Annotated in this window: 21 protein-coding genes and 1 pseudogene; 11 read left to right on the forward strand and 11 right to left on the reverse strand. The window is 68.8% G+C overall.

Translation table 11 applies throughout. From position 1 onward, the window contains the following. The first annotated feature begins 1 nt into the window (after position 1). Together NOV86_RS05060 and NOV86_RS05065 are read left to right on the forward strand one after the other, a co-directional pair. Complete coding sequence (locus NOV86_RS05060; protein ID WP_368408758.1) at positions 2-1,546, forward strand: acyl-CoA carboxylase subunit beta; 1,545 nt, start codon at positions 2-4, stop codon at positions 1,544-1,546. Between the two features lies 1 nt (position 1,547). Next, the gene (locus tag NOV86_RS05065) at positions 1,548-1,808 is read left to right on the forward strand and encodes a DUF8022 family protein (RefSeq protein WP_267640172.1); all 261 of its coding nucleotides are present in this window, start codon (positions 1,548-1,550) and stop codon (positions 1,806-1,808) included. 25 nt (positions 1,809-1,833) lie between these two features. On the opposite strand, the gene NOV86_RS05070 is transcribed toward NOV86_RS05065, so the two are convergent. The 3 genes from NOV86_RS05070 to NOV86_RS05080 all read right to left on the reverse strand — a co-directional run bounded on the left by NOV86_RS05070 (position 1,834) and on the right by NOV86_RS05080 (position 5,147). Continuing rightward, positions 1,834-2,952: a sugar-transfer associated ATP-grasp domain-containing protein gene (locus tag NOV86_RS05070; protein ID WP_267640173.1), complete on the reverse strand. Its 1,119-nt coding sequence runs from the start codon at positions 2,950-2,952 to the stop codon at positions 1,834-1,836. A gap of 89 nt (positions 2,953-3,041) precedes the next feature. Further along, positions 3,042-3,644 carry a methyltransferase family protein gene (locus NOV86_RS05075; protein WP_267640174.1) on the reverse strand — a complete coding sequence of 201 codons (603 nt, stop codon included), beginning with the start codon at positions 3,642-3,644 and terminating at the stop codon, positions 3,042-3,044. 72 nt (positions 3,645-3,716) lie between these two features. After that, positions 3,717-5,147: a cytochrome P450 gene (locus NOV86_RS05080; protein ID WP_267640175.1), complete on the reverse strand. Its 1,431-nt coding sequence runs from the start codon at positions 5,145-5,147 to the stop codon at positions 3,717-3,719. Between the two features lie 82 nt (positions 5,148-5,229). On the opposite strand from NOV86_RS05080, the gene NOV86_RS23190 reads away from it, so the two are divergent. Next, positions 5,230-5,904 carry a helix-turn-helix domain-containing protein gene (locus NOV86_RS23190; protein WP_267640177.1) on the forward strand — a complete coding sequence of 225 codons (675 nt, stop codon included), beginning with the start codon at positions 5,230-5,232 and terminating at the stop codon, positions 5,902-5,904. Positions 5,905-5,908: 4 nt separating this feature from the next. On the opposite strand, the gene NOV86_RS05090 is transcribed toward NOV86_RS23190, so the two are convergent. Next, positions 5,909-7,285, reverse strand: a complete 1,377-nt coding sequence (locus NOV86_RS05090; protein WP_267640178.1) for a cytochrome P450 — start codon at positions 7,283-7,285, stop codon at positions 5,909-5,911. A 113-nt stretch (positions 7,286-7,398) separates the two neighbouring features. On the opposite strand from NOV86_RS05090, the gene NOV86_RS05095 reads away from it, so the two are divergent. Both NOV86_RS05095 and NOV86_RS05100 read left to right on the forward strand, forming a co-directional pair. After that, positions 7,399-8,070 carry a helix-turn-helix domain-containing protein gene (locus NOV86_RS05095; RefSeq protein WP_267640179.1) on the forward strand — a complete coding sequence of 224 codons (672 nt, stop codon included), beginning with the start codon at positions 7,399-7,401 and terminating at the stop codon, positions 8,068-8,070. 146 nt (positions 8,071-8,216) lie between these two features. Continuing rightward, positions 8,217-10,073, forward strand: coding sequence for an acetyl-CoA carboxylase biotin carboxylase subunit (locus NOV86_RS05100; protein WP_267640180.1), 1,857 nt, complete (start codon positions 8,217-8,219; stop codon positions 10,071-10,073). A 27-nt stretch (positions 10,074-10,100) separates the two neighbouring features. On the opposite strand, the gene NOV86_RS05105 is transcribed toward NOV86_RS05100, so the two are convergent. The 3 genes from NOV86_RS05105 to NOV86_RS05115 all read right to left on the reverse strand — a co-directional run bounded on the left by NOV86_RS05105 (position 10,101) and on the right by NOV86_RS05115 (position 12,500). Continuing rightward, on the reverse strand, positions 10,101-10,976 hold the full coding sequence (locus tag NOV86_RS05105; protein ID WP_267640181.1) for an NmrA/HSCARG family protein: 876 nt from the start codon (positions 10,974-10,976) through the stop codon (positions 10,101-10,103). A 78-nt stretch (positions 10,977-11,054) separates the two neighbouring features. After that, positions 11,055-11,756 (reverse strand): SDR family NAD(P)-dependent oxidoreductase, encoded by a 702-nt coding sequence (locus NOV86_RS05110; protein WP_267640182.1) that lies wholly within the window; start codon positions 11,754-11,756, stop codon positions 11,055-11,057. Positions 11,757-11,828: 72 nt separating this feature from the next. Beyond that, the gene (locus NOV86_RS05115) at positions 11,829-12,500 is read right to left on the reverse strand and encodes a peptide-methionine (S)-S-oxide reductase MsrA (protein WP_267640183.1); all 672 of its coding nucleotides are present in this window, start codon (positions 12,498-12,500) and stop codon (positions 11,829-11,831) included. 242 nt (positions 12,501-12,742) lie between these two features. Here NOV86_RS05115 and NOV86_RS05120 point away from each other — a divergent pair, with 242 nt between their 5' ends. Then, positions 12,743-13,108 (forward strand): 2Fe-2S iron-sulfur cluster-binding protein, encoded by a 366-nt coding sequence (locus NOV86_RS05120; RefSeq protein WP_438266705.1) that lies wholly within the window; start codon positions 12,743-12,745, stop codon positions 13,106-13,108. Positions 13,109-13,110: 2 nt separating this feature from the next. On the opposite strand, the gene NOV86_RS05125 is transcribed toward NOV86_RS05120, so the two are convergent. Together NOV86_RS05125 and NOV86_RS05130 are read right to left on the reverse strand one after the other, a co-directional pair. Beyond that, the gene (locus NOV86_RS05125) at positions 13,111-14,037 is read right to left on the reverse strand and encodes an ADP-ribosylglycohydrolase family protein (protein ID WP_267640184.1); all 927 of its coding nucleotides are present in this window, start codon (positions 14,035-14,037) and stop codon (positions 13,111-13,113) included. 108 nt (positions 14,038-14,145) lie between these two features. Further along, entirely contained in the window at positions 14,146-14,718 is a 573-nt protein-coding gene (locus NOV86_RS05130) for a DUF7344 domain-containing protein (RefSeq protein ID WP_267640185.1), read from the reverse strand. A gap of 463 nt (positions 14,719-15,181) precedes the next feature. Between NOV86_RS05130 and NOV86_RS23380 the strand changes: the two are divergent. From NOV86_RS23380 to NOV86_RS05150, 5 genes and pseudogenes are all read left to right on the forward strand, one after another. Next, positions 15,182-15,364, forward strand: a pseudogene (locus NOV86_RS23380) (SipW-dependent-type signal peptide-containing protein); the annotation flags it as partial. 597 nt (positions 15,365-15,961) lie between these two features. Next, positions 15,962-17,377, forward strand: coding sequence for a vWA domain-containing protein (locus NOV86_RS23385; protein WP_438266715.1), 1,416 nt, complete (start codon positions 15,962-15,964; stop codon positions 17,375-17,377). A 129-nt stretch (positions 17,378-17,506) separates the two neighbouring features. After that, positions 17,507-19,102, forward strand: a complete 1,596-nt coding sequence (locus tag NOV86_RS05140; RefSeq protein WP_267640187.1) for a SipW-dependent-type signal peptide-containing protein — start codon at positions 17,507-17,509, stop codon at positions 19,100-19,102. 522 nt (positions 19,103-19,624) lie between these two features. Continuing rightward, positions 19,625-20,206 carry a SipW-dependent-type signal peptide-containing protein gene (locus NOV86_RS05145; protein WP_267640188.1) on the forward strand — a complete coding sequence of 194 codons (582 nt, stop codon included), beginning with the start codon at positions 19,625-19,627 and terminating at the stop codon, positions 20,204-20,206. A 28-nt stretch (positions 20,207-20,234) separates the two neighbouring features. Next, positions 20,235-21,323 carry a signal peptidase I gene (locus tag NOV86_RS05150; protein WP_267640189.1) on the forward strand — a complete coding sequence of 363 codons (1,089 nt, stop codon included), beginning with the start codon at positions 20,235-20,237 and terminating at the stop codon, positions 21,321-21,323. 85 nt (positions 21,324-21,408) lie between these two features. Here NOV86_RS05150 and NOV86_RS05155 read toward each other — a convergent pair whose 3' ends face one another. Next, positions 21,409-21,819: a hypothetical protein gene (locus NOV86_RS05155; protein ID WP_267640190.1), complete on the reverse strand. Its 411-nt coding sequence runs from the start codon at positions 21,817-21,819 to the stop codon at positions 21,409-21,411. A gap of 84 nt (positions 21,820-21,903) precedes the next feature. Continuing rightward, entirely contained in the window at positions 21,904-22,365 is a 462-nt protein-coding gene (locus tag NOV86_RS05160; protein WP_267640191.1) for a hypothetical protein, read from the reverse strand. Positions 22,366-22,386 lie beyond the last annotated feature (21 nt).

Consider the following 22,386-nt stretch of genomic DNA (forward strand, 5'->3'; position numbering starts at 1 on the left):
GATGGAGGACCGCATCGAGGAACTCGAAGAGCTGCGAGCGGAGGCCCTCAAGGGCGGCGGCGAGGACCGCATCGAGTCCCAGCACGAGAAGGGCAAGATGACGGCCCGCGAGCGCATCGACTACTTCCTCGACGACGGCACGTTCCACGAGTTCGACCAGCTCCGGACCCACAACTCCCACAACTTCGGGATGGAGGAGAAGAAGATCCTCGGCGACGGGGTCGTCACCGGCTACGGCGAGGTCGACGGCCGGAAGGTGTTCGTCTTCGCACACGACTTCACCGTCTTCGGTGGCTCGCTCGGCGAGGTGTTCGCCGAGAAGATCACCAAGGTCATGGACATGGCCATGGAGGTCGGCGCCCCCATCATCGGGCTCAACGACTCCGCCGGCGCCCGCATCCAGGAGGGCGTGAAGTCCCTGGCCGGGTTCACCGAGATCTTCCACCGGAACCAGATGGCCTCCGGCGTCGTCCCCCAGATATCGTGCATCATGGGCCCGTGTGCCGGCGGCGCGGTGTACTCCCCGTCCATCACCGACTTCATCTTCATGGTGAAGGACACCAGCTACATGTACATCACCGGGCCCGGCGTCACGAAGACCGTCACCGGCGAGGACGTGACCCACGAGGAACTCGGCGGCGCGGTCACCCACGCGAACAAGACCGGCGTGGCCGAGTTCGCCTGCGAGTCCGACGAGGACGCCCTCGACCAGATCAAGACGCTGCTGTCGTACCTCCCGAGCAACAACATGGAGGACCCGCCGCGGGTCGAGCCGTGGGACGACCCGGACCGCGAGGACGATGCGCTGGAGGACATCGTCCCCGACAGCCCGCAGAAGCCCTACGACATGACGAACGTCGTCGACTCCGTGGTCGACGAGGGCTCGTTCTTCGAGGTGCAGGAGGACTTCGCGAAGAACATCGTCGTCGGCTTCGGCCGCCTCGACGGGCACACCGTCGGCATCGTCGGCAACCAGCCCAGGAACAACGCCGGGACGCTGACCGTCGACGCCTCGATGAAGGGCTCGCGGTTCGTCCGCTTCTGTGACTCGTTCAACATCCCCATCGTCACGTTCGTCGACGTGCCCGGCTACATGCCCGGCACCGACCAGGAACACCGCGGTATCATCCGCCACGGCGCGAAACTGCTGTACGCCTACTCCGAGGCGACGGTGCCGCTTCTCACCGTCATCACCCGGAAGGCGTACGGTGGCGCCTACTGCGTCATGGCGTCGAAGAACCTCGGCTCGGACGTGAACTACGCGTGGCCGACCGCCGAGATCGCCGTCATGGGCCCGCAGGGCGCGGTCAACCTGCTCTACCGCGAGGAACTCGCGGAGGCCGACGACCCCGACGCCCTGCGCGACGAACTCATCGAGGAGTACCGCGAGGAGTTCGCGAACCCCTACACCGCGACGGACAAGGGCTTCCTCGACGACGTCATCGAGCCGACGGAGACGCGCTCGCGGCTCATCGACGACCTGCACATGCTGAAGTCCAAGCGCGAGGACCAGCCCGACAAGAAACACGGCAACATCCCGCTCTGAGATGAGTCAGGAACTGCTCGAGCGACTCGACATCCCGGACGACGCCGACTCGGAGGAGGCCGCGGCCATCGCGGCCGTCATCGGCGCCCACCTGCGCGACCGGGAGCGCCAGGCCCAGCAGGAGGAGGAAGAAGAGACCTGGCAGGGCAAGAAGTGGGCGTTCGCCGGCCGGCTCCGCAACACGCAGGGCCACAGCGGTCGCGTCCCCGACGGCGCACCCACGAACGCGTGGGCGGCCAGCGGGCGCGCGGACCGGTTCTGACCGGGCGCGACACCGTTTCCGTTGCTTACAGCCAGTCGACGAGTACGCCGTGTCGCTCGTAGAACCGTCTGGCCCGGTCGTCCGCGAGGATGGGGCGGTGTATCTGCATCGCCTTCATGCCGGGGTAGCTGTTGCCCTCCACGACGACGAAGCGCCCCTCGTCGTCGGTCGGGAGGACATCCCAGCCGACGTAGGGGACGTGCTGGCAGTGGGCGGCGATCTCGAGCATCCGGTCGCGGATGTGGTCCCAGTTCGGGATCCGCTCGCCGGCGATGCGGGTACCCGTGTCAGGGTGGTCCTCGTACCAGACCGGAGACCCCGATTCCGGGAGCTGGGTCGCCCGGGAGAGTTCGCCCGTCTCGGGGTCTATCTCGGCGTTCAGGCCGCCCTGCGAGAAGTTGTCCATCGGGTACGACCGGTCCGAGCCCATGCGCTGGACGACCAGCGGGACGAACGGCCCGTCCTCGTCGACCATCGTTATCATCCGGATGGTGTTCGGCGTGTCGGGGTAGAGCCGCTCCTGGAACGGGGCCTGCTCGACGAACTCGCTGACGAGGTAGTCGTCCAGCTCGCGCACCCGGCGGGCGAAGCGGTCGCGGGACTCGGTCTCACCGTCGACCTCGACCGCGCCGTCCCGGGTCGCCCGGCAGATGAGGACGTTGTTCCCGCCCCCGCCACGGATCCACTTCAGCACCAGTCGCTGCTCGCGGTCGAGCAGGTCGAGGACGCGGTCGGCCGCGTCCGCAGCGGAGCCCTCGGATGCCAGGGTCACCTCGCCGTCGCGTTCGTGGAGTGCGGCGGCCGGGAGGAAGCGCCCGTCACGGAGTAACCCGTGGAGGGTGGGCCGGTGCTCGACGAAGCCCGAGAGCATCCAGTGGAACGCGAGCTTGTGGTCGAGCAACCGTCCCCAGTCGTCGTTGATATCCTTGCTCCGGACGAACCGCTCGTAATCAGAGAGGTAGTCCTCGACCGAGTGTCGGTCGAGGTCGTAGATGACGTCGGACCGGCTGAGGAAGCCGTGCCGCCAGAGCCACAGTCTCCTCGGGAGCGACCGCTCGTACTGGTCGGCTGTCTCCCGCTCGGTCTCGAGGAGCGACCAGTGGTTCCGAACCTCGTTGTAGATGGTCCGGGGGTTCGGTAGCATACAGCTAGTGCCAGAACCAGGCGCAAAAAGCGGGTGCCAAAGATGCGGTGGTGTCGTGCCGGTCGGTCACCCGCGTCCCGGTCGGGTCCTCACCGGGCATCGTGGTCCGCCTCGACCAGGGCCCGGACCGTCCCCGTGCCGACGAACCGCGGGACTCGCGCCGCATAGCGCTCGTACGCCTCGCCGTACTGCTCGCGGAGCCACGGCTCCTCCACGAACGGGAGGAGCAGCCACCACGAGGCGAATATCGTGGCGAGGACCGTCACGAGCGCCGAGTTCACGAGCAGCACGAACCCGACCGTCGCGACCAGGTAGCAGACGTACTGCGGGTTGCGCGAGAGGCGGTACCAGCCGCCGGTCCGGAGGTCGCCGGAGAGCCCCATCGTCTCCTCGGAGCCGAGGTCGAACCCCGCCGCGAGGGCGGCGAGGTAGAACGGCACGAACAGCGCGAGGCCGGCGTAGAGGCTGACCGGCCGGGGCAGGCCGAGGGTGTTCCAGTCGAGGTAGGCGAGGCCGACGAAGGCGACGTTCAGCAGGTTCGAGAGCGTCCAGTGGAGGTAGTACCGCCAGTCGCGCTCGCCGGGCGGCCAGTACCGGCGGCCCGTGGTGAGCGTGACGAGGAAGCCGGTGAGGTTCCCGATGCTGCCGACCAGCCCGAGGGCGAACAGCCCCCACAGCAGTGGGTCGTCCATGGGCGAAGGAGGGAGCCGCGGGGCGGTGGGCCTGCCGGCGCACTGGCTAGGCAGTTCAAGTCGGTGCCCGGTTCACCGCCGGTCCCGCACCCGCAGCCGGACCGTCCCGGGGTCGAGCGTCACCTTCGCCGACGGCTCGACGGTCTCGGTGACGCGCTCGAAGTCGAGCCGGCGCGCCAGCGTCACCAGCGCGAGCTGGAGTTCCATCCGGGCGAAGCGCATGCCGATGCAGTGGCGCGGCCCGCCCCCGAACGGGAAGTAGGCGTACTCGGGGCGGTCCTCCGCGTCCGCCGCCTCGCCATTCTCGTCCTCGCCGTCCTCGTCCTCGCCCCCTCCCGCGTCGAGCCAGCGCTCGGGGCGGAAGCGCTCTGGGTCGTCCCACCACCGGTCGTCCCGGTGGATCTGGTAGGTGCCGAGGATGAGCGTCTGGTCCTCCTGCAACTCGTACCCGCCGAGGACCGTATCCGCGACCGGCTGGCGGTAGATGGCGTACACCGGCGGGTAGAGCCGGAGCGCCTCGTTCACGACGGCCTCGGCGACCTCGAGGGCCGGGAGGTCGGCGAACGTCGGGTCCGAACCGCCACAGACCGTGGCGATCTCGGCGTCGAGGCGGTCGCGGACCGTCGAGTCGCCGGCCAGCAGCCAGAGGATGTAGGTGAGCGCGACCGCGGTCGTCTCGTGGCCGGCCATCAGGAAGGTGACGAGCTGGTCGCGGACGTGCTCGGCGTCCATCGTGGACCCGTCGGGGTACTCGGCGGCGAGCAGCGTGTCGAGCAGGTCGTCGCGGGACCCCGGCCCGTCGCCAGCGCGTCGCTCTCGAACCAGTGCCTCGACCATCTCGTCGAGGGCGGCCATCCGGCGGTCGAACCGGCGCTTCGCGGGCGTCGGTAGCCACTCCGGCACCATCGTCGAGGCGCCACTGATGCGGTCGGCGAGTGCGCTCATCGCCTCGCGGACCACCTGCCCGCGCTCGGCGTCGAGGTCGATGTCGAACAGCGTCCCGACGAGGATGTCCAGCGTGAGCGCCGAGGCCGATTCCCGGAGGTCGACGGTCCCCTCGGCGGCCCAGTCGTCGGCCGCGCTCGCGGTCCGGGCGACCATCGTGTCCGCGAACGACTGGACGTGCCGGGGCGTGAACGCGGGCTGGAGGAGCTGGCGGTCCCGGCGCCACTGCTCGCCCTCGGTGAACGCGAGTCCGCGAGGCGCGACCAGCTCGCCCAGCGAGGTCTCGTAGTCGCCCTTGCGGAACTCGTCGTTCCGGTCGACGAGGACCTGCTGGACCAGCTCGGGGTCGTACACCGCGACGAAGGGCATGCCCATCGCGTCGAACCGGACCACGTCGCCGTGGGCGGCCACCGAATCGCCGAACTCGACACCGCCGCGGAGGAGCGAGAGCGTGTGGTCCAGCACCGGGAGGCCGTCGAGGGTGGGCGGCGAGCGAGCGGTCCCCTGGGCCGGGGCGTCCCGACGTCCGGACTCCTGCAGCGAGTGTTGCTCTGCCATGTCTGGAAGGAGGCGCGAGGGGACCCTCGTCCTTGCCGTGAACGGTGCAACCTTTTTATAAGAGCCGGCGGCTCGTCTACCCGTGCAATCCCTCGACGTGACCGTCCACCTGCCGCCGGAGTACCGGCTGCCGGTGCCCGACGACCTCGCCCTCGGCGAGGACTTCGTCCGCGAGGAGGTGCTGGCGTGGCACACCGACGAGGAGCGCGGCGTCGACCACTTCCTCTCGCTCGTCGTCGGCGACCGCGACGCCTGCCGGGCGGCGCTCGAGTCGCTCCCGATGGTCAACGCGGTCGACGTGACACCCGTCGACGACGAGACGTTCTACGCCTACGTCGAGATGGCGCCCGACCCGAGTTCGCGGGTCTGGACCACGGCACTGGCGGGCCACGACATCGTCCTCGTCCCGCCCATCGTGTTCACGCCCTACGGCGACGTCCAGTTGACCGTCCTCGGCGACCCGGCCGAACTCCGCGAGGTCGTCGCCGGGTTCCCCGACGACATCGAGTTCGAGATCGAACGCGTCGGCGAACACCGCCACCGCCCGGGGTCGCTGGCGGGGCGGCTCACGACCCGGCAGTTCCAGGCGATGGAGGCGGCCTACCGGCTGGGCTACTACGACGTACCACGGGAAGGGACGCTCGCGGCGGTCGCCGAGGCGCTCGACTGTTCGGAGAGTGCGGCCTCGACGCTGCTCCGGAAGGCGGAGCGGGCGATGGTCGAGGCGACGCTGGGGGACGTTCCACCGGGCGAGTAGGCTCTCAGCGTTTCTCGACCCGGAGCTCCATCGGGCGGTCGGGCTGGTAGGTCGCGCCCATCCGGGGCTGTGGCGGTTCCTCGCCGAGGTACTCGAACCGGCACCGCTGGACCAGCGTCGCGAGCACCAGTTTCAGCTCCATCCGGGCGAAGCGCATCCCGATACAGTGGCGCGGCCCGCCCCCGAACGGGAAGTAGGCGTACTCCGGCAGGAAGTCCTCGAAGTCGTCGGTCCAGCGGTCCGGGCGGAAGCTATCGGGGTCGTCGTACCACCGGTCGTCACGGTGGATGCGGAACAGCGGGAGGGTGAGCTTCGTGCCCTCGGGGATGGTGTAGCCGCCGAGTGTCACGTCCTCGCGGGCCTTCCGGAAGAGGATGAACGCCGGCGGGTAGAGACGCATCGACTCCGTGACGACCCGGTCGAGGAAGGAGAGGGCGGGCAGGTCGAGCACGTCGACGGGGTCCTCGCCGACCACCTCGTCCACCTCGGCGCGAAGGCGGTCGGCAACGTCGGGGTGGGTCGCGAGCAGGTAGCAGGTGTAGGTGAGCGCGAGCGACGTGGTCTCGTGGCCGGCGAAGAGGAAGGTCATCATCGTGTCCCGGAGCTCCCGGTCGGAGATGTCCCCGTCCTCGCCCCGGGCCGAGAGGAGCATCGCGAGCAGGTCGTCGTGGTCGCCCTCGGCGGCCGCGCGCTCCGCGATGAGGTCGTCGACCAGGGCCTCGAAGTCGCCCATCGCCCGGTCGAGCCGGCGGCGCCGGGGCGTCGGGACCCAGTTCGGGAGGACGAACGTCGAGAGCGAGGGCTCGGCCCACCGGTTGAACTCGGTCGCGGCGCGGGTGACGACCGCGCCCCGGTCGCTCTCGTCGAGGTCCAGGTCGAACAGCGACTTCGTGAGGATGCGAAGCGTCAGGTCGGAGAAGGTGTCGGTCGCCGCGACGACGTCGCCGTCGTCCCAGCCGTCGGCCAGGGCCGCGGCGAAGGCCTGCATGCTGTCGCCGTACCCGCGGATGCGGTCGAGCTGGAACGCCGGCTGGGCCATGGTCCGCTGGCGCTTCCACGTCTCGCCCTCGGTGAACAGGATGCCCTCGGCCGCGAAGTCCACGCCGAAGTCGGTCAGCCCCCACTTGCCGAACCGGTCGGCGTCGGTCACGAGCACCTGCTCGACGTAGTCCGGGTGGAGGAGCGTACAGAACTGCATGCCGCCGGCGCGGTAGGCGACCAGGTCGCCGTAGGACGCCAGCTCGTCGTAGAACGAGGCGGGGTCGGACGCCAGCTGGAGGGTGTTCCCGAGGACCGGGAGGCCGTCGGGGCCGGGCGGGAGGCCGTCGCTGTCGGCGCTGTCGGCGGGTGCGTCCCGTTCTCGTGAACTCGTGTGCGCCATCACGGGTGGAGATACACCGCAGGCTGGCAAGCCGATTCTGTCGAAAGGGCTAGCCTCCTTTTATACGCCCCCGGCACTGTTTTGGGCTCGCGTCCGACAGTACGAGACGACCCATGCGGTACCTCGACGTCCGCATCCGGCAGCCCGACTGGATGCTCCACCCGATGCAGTCGTTCATCCGGCACGAGGACGTCGTCCGGTACGAGGAGCTCCTGACGTGGAACGTCCAGCCCGAGCACGGCATCGAGTACGAACTGTTCTACGTCGAAGCCGACCGCGAACGCTACGAACCGGTCATCGACGGCGTCGACTCCATCCGGTGGTACGACCTCACGCCCATCGACGACGAGTCGTTCTACGTCTACGCCTGCCAGGAGATCCGCGACGTCGACATGGAGTGGCGCGAAGCCTTCGTCGCACTGAACCTCCTCGTGTTCCCGCCCATCATCTACGACACCGACGCCGCCATGCGGATGACGGTCATCGGGTCCTCCGAGGACCTCCAGACCATGCTCGACGAACTCCCCGAGGCCATCGACGTGACGGTCAACGAGATCGGCGAGTTCGACTCCCGGCACCAGCGCCTCGCCGGCGCGATGACCGCCAGACAGCGCGAGGCCGTCGCCGTCGCCGTCGAGGTCGGCTACTACGACGTCCCCCGGTCCGGGTCGCTCGCGGCGGTCGCCGAGACGCTCGAGTGTGCCCCCTCGACCGCCTCGAACCACCTCAGGAAGGCGGAGGCGGCGGTCATGCGCCGACTCGTCGAGAGCGACGGACCCGACTGAGTCGCAGGGAGAGCCGACCCCAAACACCCGTCAGAACCCGTCAACACCCGCTCCGTGGCGTTTCTCCCCATCCGTCGTTGTTGCTTTCCGGCAGGTCTTGCGAACCGACAAAGTAAGGTGGCCTTCGTGAGTGGGTTCGCTCAAGAATGTTCAGGAAGGTTCTCGTCGCGAACCGAGGTGAGATCGCAGTGCGAGTCATGCGCGCCTGCGAGGAACTCAACATCTCCACGGTCGCCGTCTACAGCGAGGCGGACAAGAACTCCGGCCACGTCCGCTACGCCGACGAGGCGTACAACGTCGGCCCCGCCCGCGCGGCCGACTCGTACCTCGACCACGAGGCGGTCATCGAGGCCGCCCGGAAGGCCGACGCCGACGCCATCCACCCCGGCTACGGCTTCCTCGCGGAGAACGCGGAGTTCGCGAGCAAGGTCGAGGCCGAGGAGGGCATCACCTGGGTCGGCCCGGCCGCCGACTCGATGGAGCAACTCGGGGAGAAGACGAAGGCCCGCAAGACGATGCGCGAGGCCGACGTGCCCATCGTCCCCGGGACGACCGACCCCGTCGAGGACCCCGAGGAGGTCACGGAGTTCGGCGAAGAGCACGGCTACCCCATCGCCATCAAGGCGGAGGGTGGCGGTGGTGGGCGCGGCATGAAGATCGTCGAGAGCCCCGACGAGGCCGCCGACCAGCTCCAGAGCGCCAAGCGCGAGGGCGAGGCCTACTTCGACAACGACAACGTCTACCTCGAGCGCTACCTCGAGAACCCGCGCCACATCGAGGTGCAGATCCTCGCGGACCACCACGGCAACGTCCGCCACCTCGGCGAGCGCGACTGCTCGCTCCAGCGCCGCCACCAGAAGGTCATCGAGGAGGGTCCGAGCCCGGCGCTCTCGGACGAACTCCGCGAGAAGATCGGTGCGGCGGCCCGCCGCGGCGCGGACTCGGCCGGCTACTACAACGCCGGGACCTTCGAGTTCCTCGTCGAGGAGGAAGACCGCGACGCCGAATCGGGCGAGGTCCTCGGTCCGGACGCGAACTTCTACTTCCTCGAGGTCAACACCCGCATCCAGGTCGAGCACACCGTCACCGAGGAGCTGACGGGCATCGACATCGTGAAGTGGCAGCTCAGAGTCGCCGCCGACGAGGAGATCACCTTCTCGCAGGACGACGTCGACCTCTCCGGCCACGCGATGGAGTTCCGCATCAACGCCGAGAACGCCGCCAACGAGTTCGCCCCCGCGCCGGGTGGCAAGCTCGCGACGTACGACCCGCCGGGTGGCATCGGCGTCCGGATGGACGACGCGCTCCGCCAGGGCGACCAGATCGTCACCGACTACGACTCGATGATCGCGAAGCTCATCGTCCACGGGAGCGACCGCGACGAGTGTATCGAGCGCTCGCTGCGCGCGCTCCGCGAGTACGAGATCGAGGGCGTCACGACCATCATCCCGTTCCACCGGCTGATGCTCTCGGACGAGGCGTTCGTCCTCGGCACGCACACGACGAAGTACCTCGACGAACACCTCGACCACGACCGCATCGCCGAGGCCCAGGAGCAGTGGGGCAGTGGCGGCAGCGGCTCGGCCGAGGAGGACGACGAGGTCGTCGAGCGCGAGTTCACCGTCGAGGTCAACGGCAAGCGCTTCGAGGTCAACCTGGAGGAACGCGGCGCGATGCCCCTCGGTGGGCAGGGTGGCTCCGCGGGCCCGAAGCGCGGCGGCAGCGGCGGTGACTCGGGCGGCAGCAGCTCGGGTGGCGGTTCCGGCGGCGGCGTCGAGGTCGAGGGCGACGGCGAGGTCGTCGAGGCCGAGATGCAGGGCACCATCCTCTCCGTCGAGGTCGGCGAGGGCGACGAGGTCGCCTCCGGCGACGTGCTCTGCGTGCTCGAGGCGATGAAGATGGAGAACGACATCGTCGCCTCCCGCGGCGGGACGGTCACGCAGGTGGCCATCGCCGAGGGCCAGAGCGTCGACATGGGCGACGTGCTCGTCGTCCTCGAATAGGGCCGGAGAACCGGAGAACCACTTCTCTCAGGGCAGTGCGGGCGTGGGCTTCCAGTCGCCAGCGTCGAGTGCCTCCCGCAGCGAGCGCGGCTGGATGTCCAGTTCTGCGAGGTGGGTGGCGTCGAACTTCAGCCCGCCCATGCCGTCGATCCAGTGCAGGTACGCGACGGTCTGCTCGCCGAAGCGCTCGCCGGCCTCCTCGCGCGAGAGGTGGACCGGGTCGACCTCGCGCTGGATGGTGGCGCTGAACGCCTCGGCCATCTCGGGCAGGGTGAGCAGGTCGCCCGCGAGGTCGACGTCCTCGCCGACGAACCGCTCCGGGTGCGCGAAGGCCATCGCGGCCACCGCGCCCACGTCGTGGGCGTCGACCAGCGGGAGGAGGGTGGTCGGCGAGACGGGCCAGGCGAGTTCACCGTCCCTGACGGCCGCGCGCTCGGCCTCGAAGTGCTGGACGAACACGCCGGGGCGGACGACGGTCGCGGGGACGCCGCGGTCGCGGATGCGGCGCTCGATGGCGAGTTTGGCGTCGAGCATGTCGACGTCGGCGTAGAAGTCCGCGCCCATGGCGGACGCGAACACGAGGTGGTCGAGGCCGGCCCTGGCCGCGGCGTCGACGAAGTCGTAGCCCCGGCGCACCTCGCGGTCGTAGTCGGCGTCGGTGCTGTCGGTGACGAGGAACGCCCCGTCTACCTGCTCGAAGTAGGGACGGTACGAGCCGGGTCGGTCGAGGTCGCCCGGGACGATGCGGGCACCGAGTCGACGGAGGTCGACGGCGTCGTCGCTCTTGACGTCGCTAGTCATCGCGTAGACGCCGAAGTCGCCGTACACCCCGGAGAGGAGCGCGTCGACGACCGCGCCACTCTGCAACCCGGTCGCGCCGACCACGAGGATTCGTTTCGTCATAACGTGCCGTACGATAGCGCAGGCCATGGCTAATCGCCCGTGTGTCCCGAGTAACGGGTCGTTACGCCCCCCGGACCGCTACCAGTCCACGACCTCGCGGTCGCGCCAGAACCGCCCGCCGGGCGCGTCGGGCGCGAACCGGGACAGCCAGACCGGGGTGTCGGCACCCGCCGCCACGCTCCGGGGCGCACTCTCGCCGCCCATGTCGGTGCGGACCCACCCGGGACAGACCGAGTTGGCGAGGAGCCCGTCGTCGCGGTACTCCCCGTGGAGGTACGCCGTCAATCCGTTGAGCCCGGTCTTCGAGACGCGGTAGGCGGGCGCGCCGCCGGTCATCTCCTCGCCGAGGGCGCCCATCCCGCTGGAGAGGTTGACCACGCGACCGCCGGGTCGGCGCAGGAGGAGCGGGAGCGCGAACTTCGCCAGCAGCATCGGCCCCCGGAGGTTGGTCTGGAGGACGGCGTCGACGTCGTCGACCGAGTCGTCGACGAGGGTGTTGCCGGACGGGTCCGTGATACCCGCGTTGTTCACCAGTACGTCGAGGCGGTCGGCCTCGACCTCGATGCAGGAGACGGCGGCGCGGATGCTCTCCTCGTCGGTCACGTCGAGTTCGACCACCCGCTGGTCGCCGGGCGCCTCGTAGTCGGCGTCGCGGACCCCGGCGTAGACGACCGCGCCGAGGTCGGCGAGGTCGGCCGCGATGCGGGCGCCGAGACCGCGGTTCGCGCCGGTGACCAGCGCGACCTGTCCGTCCAGGTCATCGTGGAGTGGAACGTCCATACCGGAGAGAGGGGCCGCCCACGTATCAACCGGGGGCACGGCAGGCGCCGACGCGGGTGCGAAACGAGGCCGTCACGCCACGCGCTCGCGGAGCGTCGCCAGCAGCTCGTCGGGCAGGCCGTACGCCGCACCTTCGTCGGCCAGCAGGGCCGCCGAGCCGTACCCGGCGACGAACCCGTTGAGCCGGGCCGCGACTGTCGACTCCCGGACGGCCGCGTCGTCGTAGCGGGCCGCGAGCGCGTCGAACAGGTCCGGCGCGCTGCGCAGCCGGTACTTCTGGTGGTAGTCCTCGGCGACGGTGAAGGCGTCGAGCGGTTCGGCGCGGGTGTTGACGTGGCCGTGGCGGGTCTCCTGTTCCGCGATGACGTCCTCGACCGCTTCGCGCTGGCCCACGTCGTGCCAGAGGACGACGTTGTCGTACTGGCGGATGGGCGAGTTGGCCCGGGGGTTGTGCGCGCGGACGAACCAGTCCAGCAGGTCGCGGTAGCTGGTCTCGGTGGGGTCGAAGTCGACCTGGACGACCTCGGTGTGGTCGCCGAGGTCGCGGTAGGTCGGGGACGGGGTGGACCCGCCGGCGTAGCCGACGCGGGTCCGGACGACACCGGGACGGACGCCCAGGCGGGCGTCCGGTCCCCAGAAACAGCCGAGGCCGAACGTCGCGGTGTCGACCTCGCGACTGGCCGCGGCGTCGAGTGGGAGGGCGGTGGATGGGAGGGCGGCAGCGCCGCGGGCATCGCGTGTCACGTGGGGAGGGTCGAACGTCAGCGGGGATGTGCCTTTCGCCGGTGTCGTGGATGGCGACGACCGACAGGGCCGCGGGCAACGGCCGACGCGTCGGTGTCGGCGACCGAGGGGCGCGACTCGCCGGCTGGTGCCGGGTCGTCACGGGGCACACTACCGGATAGGGACCCGGGTTGCAATTAACTGCCGCAAGCTAAAATGCCGGTTTGAGTCTACTTTTGTTCGCCCGACACGTAGTGATAGTCGTGTCCGAAACCCGGAGACGGAACGGTGGCGACCGCCAGCAGATCGCCTACGTGACCGTGCACGACGGCGCAGAGACGCGGCTGCTGGTCGCAGCGGCCGGCGAGGCGCTCCGGGACGTGCTGTTGCGCAACGACCTGTCACCGCACTCGCGGCTGACCCGGCGGGCGAACTGCGGCGGCCGCGGCCTCTGTGCGACCTGCGGCGTCCGGCTGCTGGACGAGCAGGCGCCCGAACACTGGCACGACGACCTCGCGGCCCGCTTTGGCTACCCGCGGCTCTCCTGCCAGCTCACCGTGACCGACGATATCGAGATCCGACTCGACCGCGAGAAGGTCGTCTGGGGGCGGCGCGAGCCGTCGTCGTAGTCTCAGCTATCGCGGAGCGCGAGCAGGTCGCCGGCCAGGTCCCGGCACTCCTCTGTGACGTCGACCGCGTCGAGCCAGTCCTCCGGGAGCGCGCTCGCCCCGAACCGCGCCCCGGCGACGGCCCCCGCGACCGCGCCGATGGTGTCGGCGTCGCCACCCATCGCGACCGCCTCGACGATGGCGTCCGCCGCCGTGTCGGCCCGGAGTCCGTGGAAGAAGCCGGCCTGCACCGTCGTCACGACGTACCCCGAGTTCTGCAGGTCGTCCGGCGCCATCGTCGGGACCGCCTCGGCCGCCGTCACGAGTTCGGCCGGGGCCTCGTCGCGCACACGGTCGAGTCCGGCGTCGAGCGCATCCATCGGCTCCGCGCCGTCGAGGAGGCTCGCCACGACGAGGTTGACCAGCGCACAGCCCCAGGTACACCGCGGGTCCGCGTGCGTGATGGCCGAGGATTCGCGGCTCACCGCGACGAGTTCGTCGGGGTCGTCCCCGAAGGCCAGCGCGTGCGGCACACAGCGCATCACGCTCCCGTTCCCGGCGTTCGACCCCTCGGCGCTGGCCTCCCAGACCTGCCGGCCCGCCTCGTCCCACGCCACGCCGTCCCGGAACGCCCGGATGGACTGGCCGGTCATGATGCCGATGTCGAACGGACCCGACTCGTACCAGCCCACGAAGCGCTCGGCGACGTCTTCGCCGTCGAACTCGCCACGCTCTGCGAGGCTCCGGGCGATACACAGCATCATGTCGGTGTCGTCGGTGACGGTCCCGGCCGGCTGGTCGTGCGTCCCGTGGCCGACCATCTCGTCGAGGCGGCCGTGCGTCGACTCGATGCTGGCCGGCGACCGGAACTCCACCGGGCGGCCGAGGGCGTCGCCGCAGGCGAGGCCGAGGAGCGTGCCGGCTGCGCGGTCGTCTCTCGCTGTCGTCATACGTAGCCACACGGGAGAGGACGGCAAAAACGTCCCTGCCGGGCACCGAGGCCCCACCGACCTGCCCCGGCGGTACCGGGCACGGCGGGACGAGTTGACGCGGCTCGCTCAGTCGGTGTTCGATTCGAGCAGACGCCGGAGGAGGAACCAGCGACGCTGCCAGAGCTGGTGGGCCGTCGACACCGCCACGATGGCCAGGAACACGCTCGCGTACAGCACCGTGTTCCCCGGGAGCGACGACAGGGTCCCGATCTCCGCGAGGACGACCGTGAGGAGACTCACCGTCGCCAGCACCCGGTAGTACGTCGCCTGCGTGACCCCCCAGCGGTTGACGACCTCCATGTACACGTCCACCTGGCGTGCGGTCTCCTGCAGCGTCACCTCCTTCCGGTCCTTGTCGTAGTCGACGATGCCGGCCTCGTCGAGTTTCGGGAGGTGTCCCTGGTGGAGCGAGACGTAGACGCTGTCCCGGAGGTTGCTCGGTGCCGGCGATTCGTCGGCCTCGAGTTCGGCGATGTGGTCCGCGAGCTGGCGCAACGTCATCCAGGGACGCTCCTCCTTCAGCTGTTCGATGACACGACGGCGACGGTCGTTGCTCAGCAGGTCGTGTATCTGTGTCTCACAGATCGCCTCTCCCCGGTCGCCGAACGTCGACCCACCCAGCCTGCTAGAGTCTAACATGGGACACACGTGTGCTGGTATGTAATTAGCTATACTGTACTTACCTCGATTTCCAGAGAATTAATCCACGCTTGGATAGCTAAGGACGCATTTGCCGTCACGTCCCGAGGATAGGCGGCGGATATCGATGTGGGCGTGAGAAGTAGGTTGCGCATAGAGGCGTTTGGCGGCCTGTGTGACGACGATAGCTGTGACAACCGCACTCCCGTGAGCGTCCCGCCGTGGTCGCTCTCCCATCCCCCGATTCTCTCGGTGGTGCGCGTTCGAACCGACGCAGTAGCCCGTCCGTATAGTCGATTAAACAGCCGTTTTGACACAATTCTGGCAATTAAGTAAGTGGGTGGGTGACAGTCGTTGGCACGAGGTGCTCACGGGGGATCAGGGCGCGGCCACGGGGTGACGGCCGTACTCTCGGCGGCTCGACTCCGCCGGTGAGCCTCCCCGATACGGGGGATGAACGACTATGTCAGGTGAGAACTTCGAGATCTCACGGCGGAAAGCACTGGCCGCACTGGGAACAATCGGCGCGGCGTCGGCGGGGGCGGGCCTCGGAACGTCGGCGTTCTTCAGCGACTCCGAGCGGTTCGAGGGCAACACCCTCACCGCGGGCGAGCTGGACCTCAAGGTCGACTGGGAGGAGCACTACTCCGACTGGTCCGATGACGAGAGCAAGAATCTGGATAACGAGGTCCTGATGTCCGAACCGGACGACACCTCGAACTACGTCGGCCTGCCGGACCCGATGAACCCACTCATCTGGGTCCACACCGACGACCTCGGGCAGTTCATGGACAACACGGCCGTCGAGGCCTACCCGGACACGAACGACGACGGGGTCCAGGACTCCTTCGGCGAGGGTAATGTCGGCGACATCTGCGTCGACGGCGCGGACACGCCCGAGGATCTCAATCCGGCGAACGGGCTCCGGACCAGCAACGACGACACGTTGGACGAGGATGACGAGCCCAAGCCGCTCGTCAGCCTCGAGGACGTCAAGCCCGGCGACTTCGGCGAGCTCACCCTGAGCTTCCACCTCTGTGACAACGACGGGTACGTGTGGCTCCAGGGTTCGAACGTCGCCGCCAGCGAGAACGGGCTCTCAGAGCCGGAGTCGAAAGACCCCGACGAGGGGCCGGGCGTGGAACTGCTCGACGCCATCCAGACCGTCTGGTGGTACGACGAGGACGGCGACAACGTCATCGACGAGGGGACCGTCGAACAGGAGGGCGAGACGGCGGACGTGATGATTGTCCTTGACCGGTCCGGGTCGATGGACCCGCAGGGCGAGCCCAACAAGTTCCAGAACGCCAAGGACGGGGCGAAGTCGCTGGTCGATGCACTTGGTCCAGGCGCTCAGGTCGGCCTCGTGTCCTTCAGCGATCAGGGAACCGTGGACGAGCCTCTCGGTTCCGCCCGGCAGGACGTCAAAGACAGTATCGATGGACTGAGTGCCGGCGGGACGACGAATATCGCGGACGCCATCAGCGACGCTCAGAGCGAACTCGCCGGGGGGTCCGGTGACAACCAGTACATGGTCGTGCTGAGCAACGGCGTGCAGAATACGGGTGGTGACGCCCGGGGTAATGCGACCGCCGCCAAGGACGCTGGCATCCACATCATCTCCATCGCCTACGGCAGCGGGGCCGACCAGAATCTCATGGAGGACATCTCAAGTCCCGATAAGGTCGACGACGGGACGATCGACGACGCCGACGAGAACGCCTTTGTCGGCGAGATCACCGACATCGACGACGTCTTCGACGACATCGGGGACATCATCGTCCAGCAGACGGGCGAGCAGGTGTTCCGCCGTGGGACCCTCGGCTCTGACCTCGAGGCACTCTCGACGGACGACGGTATCCCGCTCGACGGTGACCTCTCGACCGACTACGACGAGATCGGCGGCATCGGCAACGAGACCGACCCCGAGCTGGGCGAACGCGAGTGCTTCGCCGCCAGCGAGACCCACTACATCGGCTTCGCGTGGTACCTGCCGGTCGACCACGCCAACGAGATCCAGACCGACTCCGTCGTGTTCAACCTCGGCTTCTACACCGAGCAGTGCCGGCACAACGACGGCTCCGGGCAGTCCGGCACCAACCTCCAGATCTCCGGCAAGCGGGGCAACGGTTTCGCCAAGGTTCAGGAGAACTACAACGGCGACCAGACCATCTCCGGCGGCGCCCGGGCGCGCTTCGGTGGACAGAACACGTGGGAGCTCGCGGTCGGCGACGCACCCGGCAGTTCGAACTTCAGCCAGGGCGAGTACAGCTGGACCAGTGGCAAGACCGTCGACTGGATGGTCTCCTACGACGACAGCAGCGACGAGCTGAGCTTCACGTTCGACGGCAACACCATCTCGCAGACGCTGTCGAGCGAACCGAGCGGCCGCATCGCGGTCCAGGGCAAGGCCGACGAGGCGACAGTCGAGATCGACGACCTGTCGCTGAGCGTCGACGGCGGGGCCCCGGATTCGCCGGTGCCAGACGGTGTCACCGCCACGAACGACGGCACGGGGCGGGAGATCCGCTACCTCTCCATCGACCCCGGCTTCGACGGGAGTCAGTCCTTCGAGTACAGCGGGACCACGACGGTCTCGCTACAGGGTGACTTCCCGGGCGGCGACGAGGACGTCGCCTTCGACGTGGTCGTCGAGTGAGGAACAGGTCGGCAGCTAGCGGCCCACGACGGCACGCGAACGCCCGGCCCGTCCGGGACTCGCGGCGCGGCAGACGCGTCTCGGCGGTTCGATTCCGCCGGTGGGTCATCCCCGGGGAGGGGGAGAACGATGTCAGGGGAGGACCTCGAACTTTCACGACGGAAAGCGCTCGCGGCACTCGGGACGGCCGGTGTCGCGTCGGTAGGCGTCGGCTTCGGGACGAGCGCCTACTTCAGCGACAGGGAATCGTACGAGGCGAACCGGCTGGTCGCCGGCGAGCTGGACCTCAAGGTCGACTGGACGGAGCACTACTCGGACTGGTCGGCGGACGAGGGCGAGGGTATCGACACCGTCGCGTCGGAACCCGGGGACGGGCTGGTCGGATTCCCGTCGGCGGCGCCGCCGGCCGAGCAGTCGGTGTTCGTCAGCGACCCGGACCAGCTCCTCGCGAACACGGCCATCGAGGCGTTCCCGGACGTGCTCTCGACGGCCGAGGCGTACGACGCCCGGCAGGCCGAGCTGGCGGACGACAGCACGCTGTGTGACCTGCCGGCCGACCTGGACGGCGGCGAGGGCGTTCTCGCCCACCCGTTCCGGACGCGGGGAACCTTCGGGGAGGAACCGAACCCACAGACCACGGCCGCCGGCGACCCACTGGTGAACGTCTCGGACGTCAAGCCCGGCGACTTCGGTGAGGTGACCTTCAGTCTGCACCTCTGTGGCAATCCGGGGTACGTCTGGCTGACCGGCACACTCCGGGACGCAGCAGAGAACGGAGTGACAGAGCCCGAGGCGGCGGCCGACGGCGAGGAGGAGACCGAGGCACGGCCCGCCTCAGAGGACAGCGCCTCGGATACGGTCGAACTCCTGGACGAACTCCGGGCAGCGATGTGGTACGACACGGGCCCAGACGGGGTCTACGGCGCCGACTTCGAAGACAAGGATGCTGGCGAGGGCGACAACCGGCTCCAGGATGGCGAGCAGGTGCTCCCGTTGACCGGGTCGCTCCGCAACGTTCTCACCCTCCTTGAAGCGGGGATGTACCCACTCGACGCCGAACCCGTCACGGACAGCACCGGGACGGAGCCGACGGCCCCCGCGGGTGCGACGGTCGTCTCGACCGACGACGGTGCGACGACGTACCTGACCACCGAGGAACCGTTCGCGACCAAGGGTGCCCGGAACCTGACCTGTGCGGACTACGCGGAGACCCTGGACATCGACGACCTGGTCGGGACGTCTATCGAGGCCGACACCCTCGCGAGCAAGACCGAGTATCCGGCCTGTGGTGGGTCGTTGACCGTCGACAGCGTGGACATCGGCGCGGGCTCGATCACCCTCTCGTCGGACTTCCCGGTCCGCATCGTGAGCCTCAAGGGTGGGAACCAGGGCGAGAAACTGTACGTCTGGCCGGCCCCGGGCGTCGTCCTCGACGAGGTCGTCTTCTCGACACCCGATACCGCATCCGGCCAGCCGGCCGGTATCAGCAACCTCGGGGTCTGCTGTACCACGGATACCGTCCCGACCCCGGAAGGTGACCCCGGACGGGAGTGCTTCCAGAACTCGACGACGGCCTACATCGGCTTCGAGTGGTGGTTGCCGGCCGATACGGGAGACGAGGTCCAGACAGACGGCGTGTCGTTCGACCTCGGGTTCTACACGGAGCAGTGCCGCCACAACGACGGGAGTGGTATGGCCACGACGACCAGCGGGACCAACGGGTGAGACTCCCGGGCGAGCCCGACGGTCCGCAGCCGCTCGACCGGCCGCGACGACCAGCAGCCCACGACAGCGAAGTGGGGAACGATACCCACGGTGGCCAGCGGCCCCACCCCGACCGGCAGGGGTAGCGGCGGTTCGATTCCGCCGGTGGGAGTAGCGACGTATGCGATCCAGTTCGACACACCGGCGGGGCACGGACCCGCCACCGACCACCGGGAGGAACCGCTCTCGCCCGTCCGTGACCTCACACCGACCGCACCGGCTGCACCCGCACCCACAGCGAACCCACCGACCCGGCGCCGACCAGGCTCGACAACTGGAAACGTGGGTGAAAACAGTTTATAGCCACCGGTTATCGACCGTCGTCTCGCAGGGAACGGCCGCATGCCACCGTCTCTGGCCCGTGTGGGCCCCGATGTGTGGTATGCGAGGGCTAGTTATGGGGCTGCCGTTCGAACGACCTGACGATGCTCAGGGGACCGTCCGACCGACGCGACGACACGGATCGACGGGGGTGGGTTCGTGATGACCGGTGAGGAGCTCTCACGCCGCCAGTTGCTCGGCGCAGCGGGCGTGCTCTGCACCGTCGGTCTGGTCGGCGGTGCCGGGACGCACGCCCTGCTGACCGACGACGAGAGCTTCGAGGGGAACCTCATCCAGGCCAGCGAACTCGACCTGCAGGTCGCCTGTCGGACCGACGCCGGCGAGGTCGACCCACCGCAGACCGACGGCCCGTTCCCCTCGACCTACGCCGACGCCGGGACGGTCGACCCGTCGCTGACGGTCACCGCCGGGACCGAGCGCACCCTCACGGTCGCGCTCCAGACGAACATGGCGGCCGAGACCGGCCTCGAGGTTCGTGGCGACGCGATGGCCGAGACCGGGGCGACCATCGAGGTCCGACACCGGGGACCGAAGGCAGACGGACTGGAGACCATCGCGAAGCAGTTGGAGGCGACGGCCCTGCCGACGACGCTCGACCTCGGGCGATGCGGTCCGACCGACCGGCCTCGGATGACCGAACTCACCCTGTCGGTTCCACCGGACGCGCCGACCGACTCACAGACGATGACCCTCGAATTCACCGCACGACAATGTACCGACTGACACAGCGATCCGACCGGAGGGGACAGCCATGAGCCGTCCACGGTGGCTCCGGGCGCTGCGAATCCTCGCCTTCCTCGTCGTCCTGGCCGTACTGGTGCCGTTCGTCGTCTACAGCGTCCCGCAGGTCGTGGGCGCGGACCACAGTTTCGTCGTCCTCTCGGGGAGCATGGAGCCGACGATGAGTCCGGGCGATGCCGTGGTCGTGACCGAGGTCGACCCCGAGCGCCTCGAGTCCGGCGACGTGATCACCTTCGGCCAGAACGGGACGCCGACAACGCACCGCATCGTCGAGGTCCAGCCCCGCGAGGATGGTCTGCAGTTCCTGACGAAGGGCGATGCGAACGAGGACCCTGACAGGGCACCGGTACAGGCCGAGCAGATCGTCGGGGAGGTCGAGTACGTCCTCCCGTACGTGGGGCACGTGGTCGGCTTCGCGAACACGACGACCGGCTTCGGCCTCCTGGTGGCCGGGCCGCTCGCACTGCTGGTCGTCACCGAGCTCTGGACCGCGGCGGCCGCGATACGTGACGGACCCGACGACGAGGGCGGGACGGAGGAGCCCGACGCTGTAGCGTCCGACGCCGAGTCGGTGGGGCAGGAGAACGAACCCGGAGCGATGGGCGGGCCACGGGAGGAGCCAGACGACGACGCTGATGACGGGCCAGCGACGATCACGCTGAGCCAGCGGGACTTCCGCCTGAGCCTGCTCCTGTTCGCACTCTATGCACCCTACAGCGGCTGGATGGCCTACCAGCGACTGGACCCGGTCTCGGTCGCCCTCGCGGTCGCGTCGGCCGCCGGCCTCCTGTTCGCGGGCTTCGTCGTGGTGACGGGTGGGTCCGACGACGACGGGACCGCGACGGCGGGGGACGGGGACGACGAGGACCCGACCCTGCCGCCCGCCCGGGTCGACCTTGGCGAGCGCGCCACGGAGTTCGAGTTCGACACCGGACTCGAACCGGTCGCCTGGGAGCCCGGGCAGGCACCCGACATCGACTGGCCAGAGCCGCAGTGGTCCAGTCCGAACGGCAATGGCCCCACCGACGACCCGGGGGACCTCTGGGAACCGCGTGGTTCAGACGGGTCGCCCGACCCCAGCGAGGTGGATGGTCGATGACGGACCGAACACCACCCCGACAGGTCCGGATAGCCCTGCTCCTGGTGGCGCTCCTCGGCCTCGCACTCGTCGGCGGCTACCAGACCTACGGGGCGCTGAGCGACTCCGAACCGGTCTCGGTGAACGTCTCCATCGAGGGGGCATCCGCAGAGGACGAGACCACCTCGACGACCGGGAACGCGACAGACACGACGACGAACGTGACCACCTCCCAGACGACCACCACGCAGAACACCACCACGCAGACGACCACCACACAGAACACCACCACGCAGACGACCACCACACAGAACACCACCACGCAGACGACCACTACACAGACGACCACCACGCAGAACACCACCACACAGAACACCACCACGCAGTCGACCACTACACAGACGACCACCACGCAGAACACCACCACACAGAACACCACCACGCAGTCGACAACTGCCCAGACTACCACGACAACTACGACAACTGCGACGACCACGACCGCACAGACGAACACCACGACGACGAACGCGTCGGTACTGTACGTTCGGTAGCGCCGTGCCGGGTGGAGACAGAGAGAGCGACAGCGGCAGCAGGACGGCGGTCAGGGAACGACGTTCGACACCAGCCCGACGAGCGTCCCCCAGACCGCGTAGGTCACCAGCGAGAGCTCGCTGTACACCGGGAAGATGGCCATCGACGTCACACCGTGACTGACGAGCCAGAGGGGTTCGATGAGGGCGTACGCCGCGCCCCAGGAGAGGACGCCGAAGACCAGGCCGACCACGGGGCCGAGGAAGCCGCGACCGTAGTGCCACAGCGGGCGCGAGTGGACGAGGACGCCGAAGACGCCGCCGAACAGGGCGGAGAACACCAGGTGCCAGACCCACGGGTTCGAGACGGCGGTGGTGAGTTCGAGGCTCGTGCCGATGGCGAGTGGCGACAGCGAGAGCACGAACGGTGCGAGCACGAGGAGCAGGCCGGCGATGAGTCCCGAGAACATGGTCTTGAGGACCACGTCCTGACGTGGGGTGACCTCGACGGTGACGGTCGGCTGTGCGCTCATTACTTCCTATCGAGTTAGCGA

Source organism: Haloarchaeobius amylolyticus (genome assembly GCF_026616195.1).
Lineage (GTDB): Archaea > Halobacteriota > Halobacteria > Halobacteriales > Natrialbaceae > Haloarchaeobius > Haloarchaeobius amylolyticus.

Excerpts from the sequence above, each read along its gene's own strand:
- NOV86_RS05060 (WP_368408758.1), top strand. The coding sequence starts at position 2 with ATGGAGGACCGCATCGAGGAACTCGAAGAGCTGCGAGCGGAGGCCCTC.
- NOV86_RS05065 (WP_267640172.1), top strand. The coding sequence starts at position 1,548 with ATGAGTCAGGAACTGCTCGAGCGACTCGACATCCCGGACGACGCCGAC.
- NOV86_RS05070 (WP_267640173.1), bottom strand. The coding sequence starts at position 2,952 with ATGCTACCGAACCCCCGGACCATCTACAACGAGGTTCGGAACCACTGG.
- NOV86_RS05075 (WP_267640174.1), bottom strand. The coding sequence starts at position 3,644 with ATGGACGACCCACTGCTGTGGGGGCTGTTCGCCCTCGGGCTGGTCGGC.
- NOV86_RS05080 (WP_267640175.1), bottom strand. The coding sequence starts at position 5,147 with ATGGCAGAGCAACACTCGCTGCAGGAGTCCGGACGTCGGGACGCCCCG.
- NOV86_RS05090 (WP_267640178.1), bottom strand. The coding sequence starts at position 7,285 with ATGGCGCACACGAGTTCACGAGAACGGGACGCACCCGCCGACAGCGCC.
- NOV86_RS05095 (WP_267640179.1), top strand. The coding sequence starts at position 7,399 with ATGCGGTACCTCGACGTCCGCATCCGGCAGCCCGACTGGATGCTCCAC.
- NOV86_RS05100 (WP_267640180.1), top strand. The coding sequence starts at position 8,217 with ATGTTCAGGAAGGTTCTCGTCGCGAACCGAGGTGAGATCGCAGTGCGA.
- NOV86_RS05105 (WP_267640181.1), bottom strand. The coding sequence starts at position 10,976 with ATGACGAAACGAATCCTCGTGGTCGGCGCGACCGGGTTGCAGAGTGGC.
- NOV86_RS05110 (WP_267640182.1), bottom strand. The coding sequence starts at position 11,756 with ATGGACGTTCCACTCCACGATGACCTGGACGGACAGGTCGCGCTGGTC.
- NOV86_RS05125 (WP_267640184.1), bottom strand. The coding sequence starts at position 14,037 with ATGACGACAGCGAGAGACGACCGCGCAGCCGGCACGCTCCTCGGCCTC.
- NOV86_RS05130 (WP_267640185.1), bottom strand. The coding sequence starts at position 14,718 with ATGTTAGACTCTAGCAGGCTGGGTGGGTCGACGTTCGGCGACCGGGGA.
- NOV86_RS23385 (WP_438266715.1), top strand. The coding sequence starts at position 15,962 with ATGATTGTCCTTGACCGGTCCGGGTCGATGGACCCGCAGGGCGAGCCC.
- NOV86_RS05140 (WP_267640187.1), top strand. The coding sequence starts at position 17,507 with ATGTCAGGGGAGGACCTCGAACTTTCACGACGGAAAGCGCTCGCGGCA.
- NOV86_RS05145 (WP_267640188.1), top strand. The coding sequence starts at position 19,625 with ATGACCGGTGAGGAGCTCTCACGCCGCCAGTTGCTCGGCGCAGCGGGC.
- NOV86_RS05150 (WP_267640189.1), top strand. The coding sequence starts at position 20,235 with ATGAGCCGTCCACGGTGGCTCCGGGCGCTGCGAATCCTCGCCTTCCTC.
- NOV86_RS05160 (WP_267640191.1), bottom strand. The coding sequence starts at position 22,365 with ATGAGCGCACAGCCGACCGTCACCGTCGAGGTCACCCCACGTCAGGAC.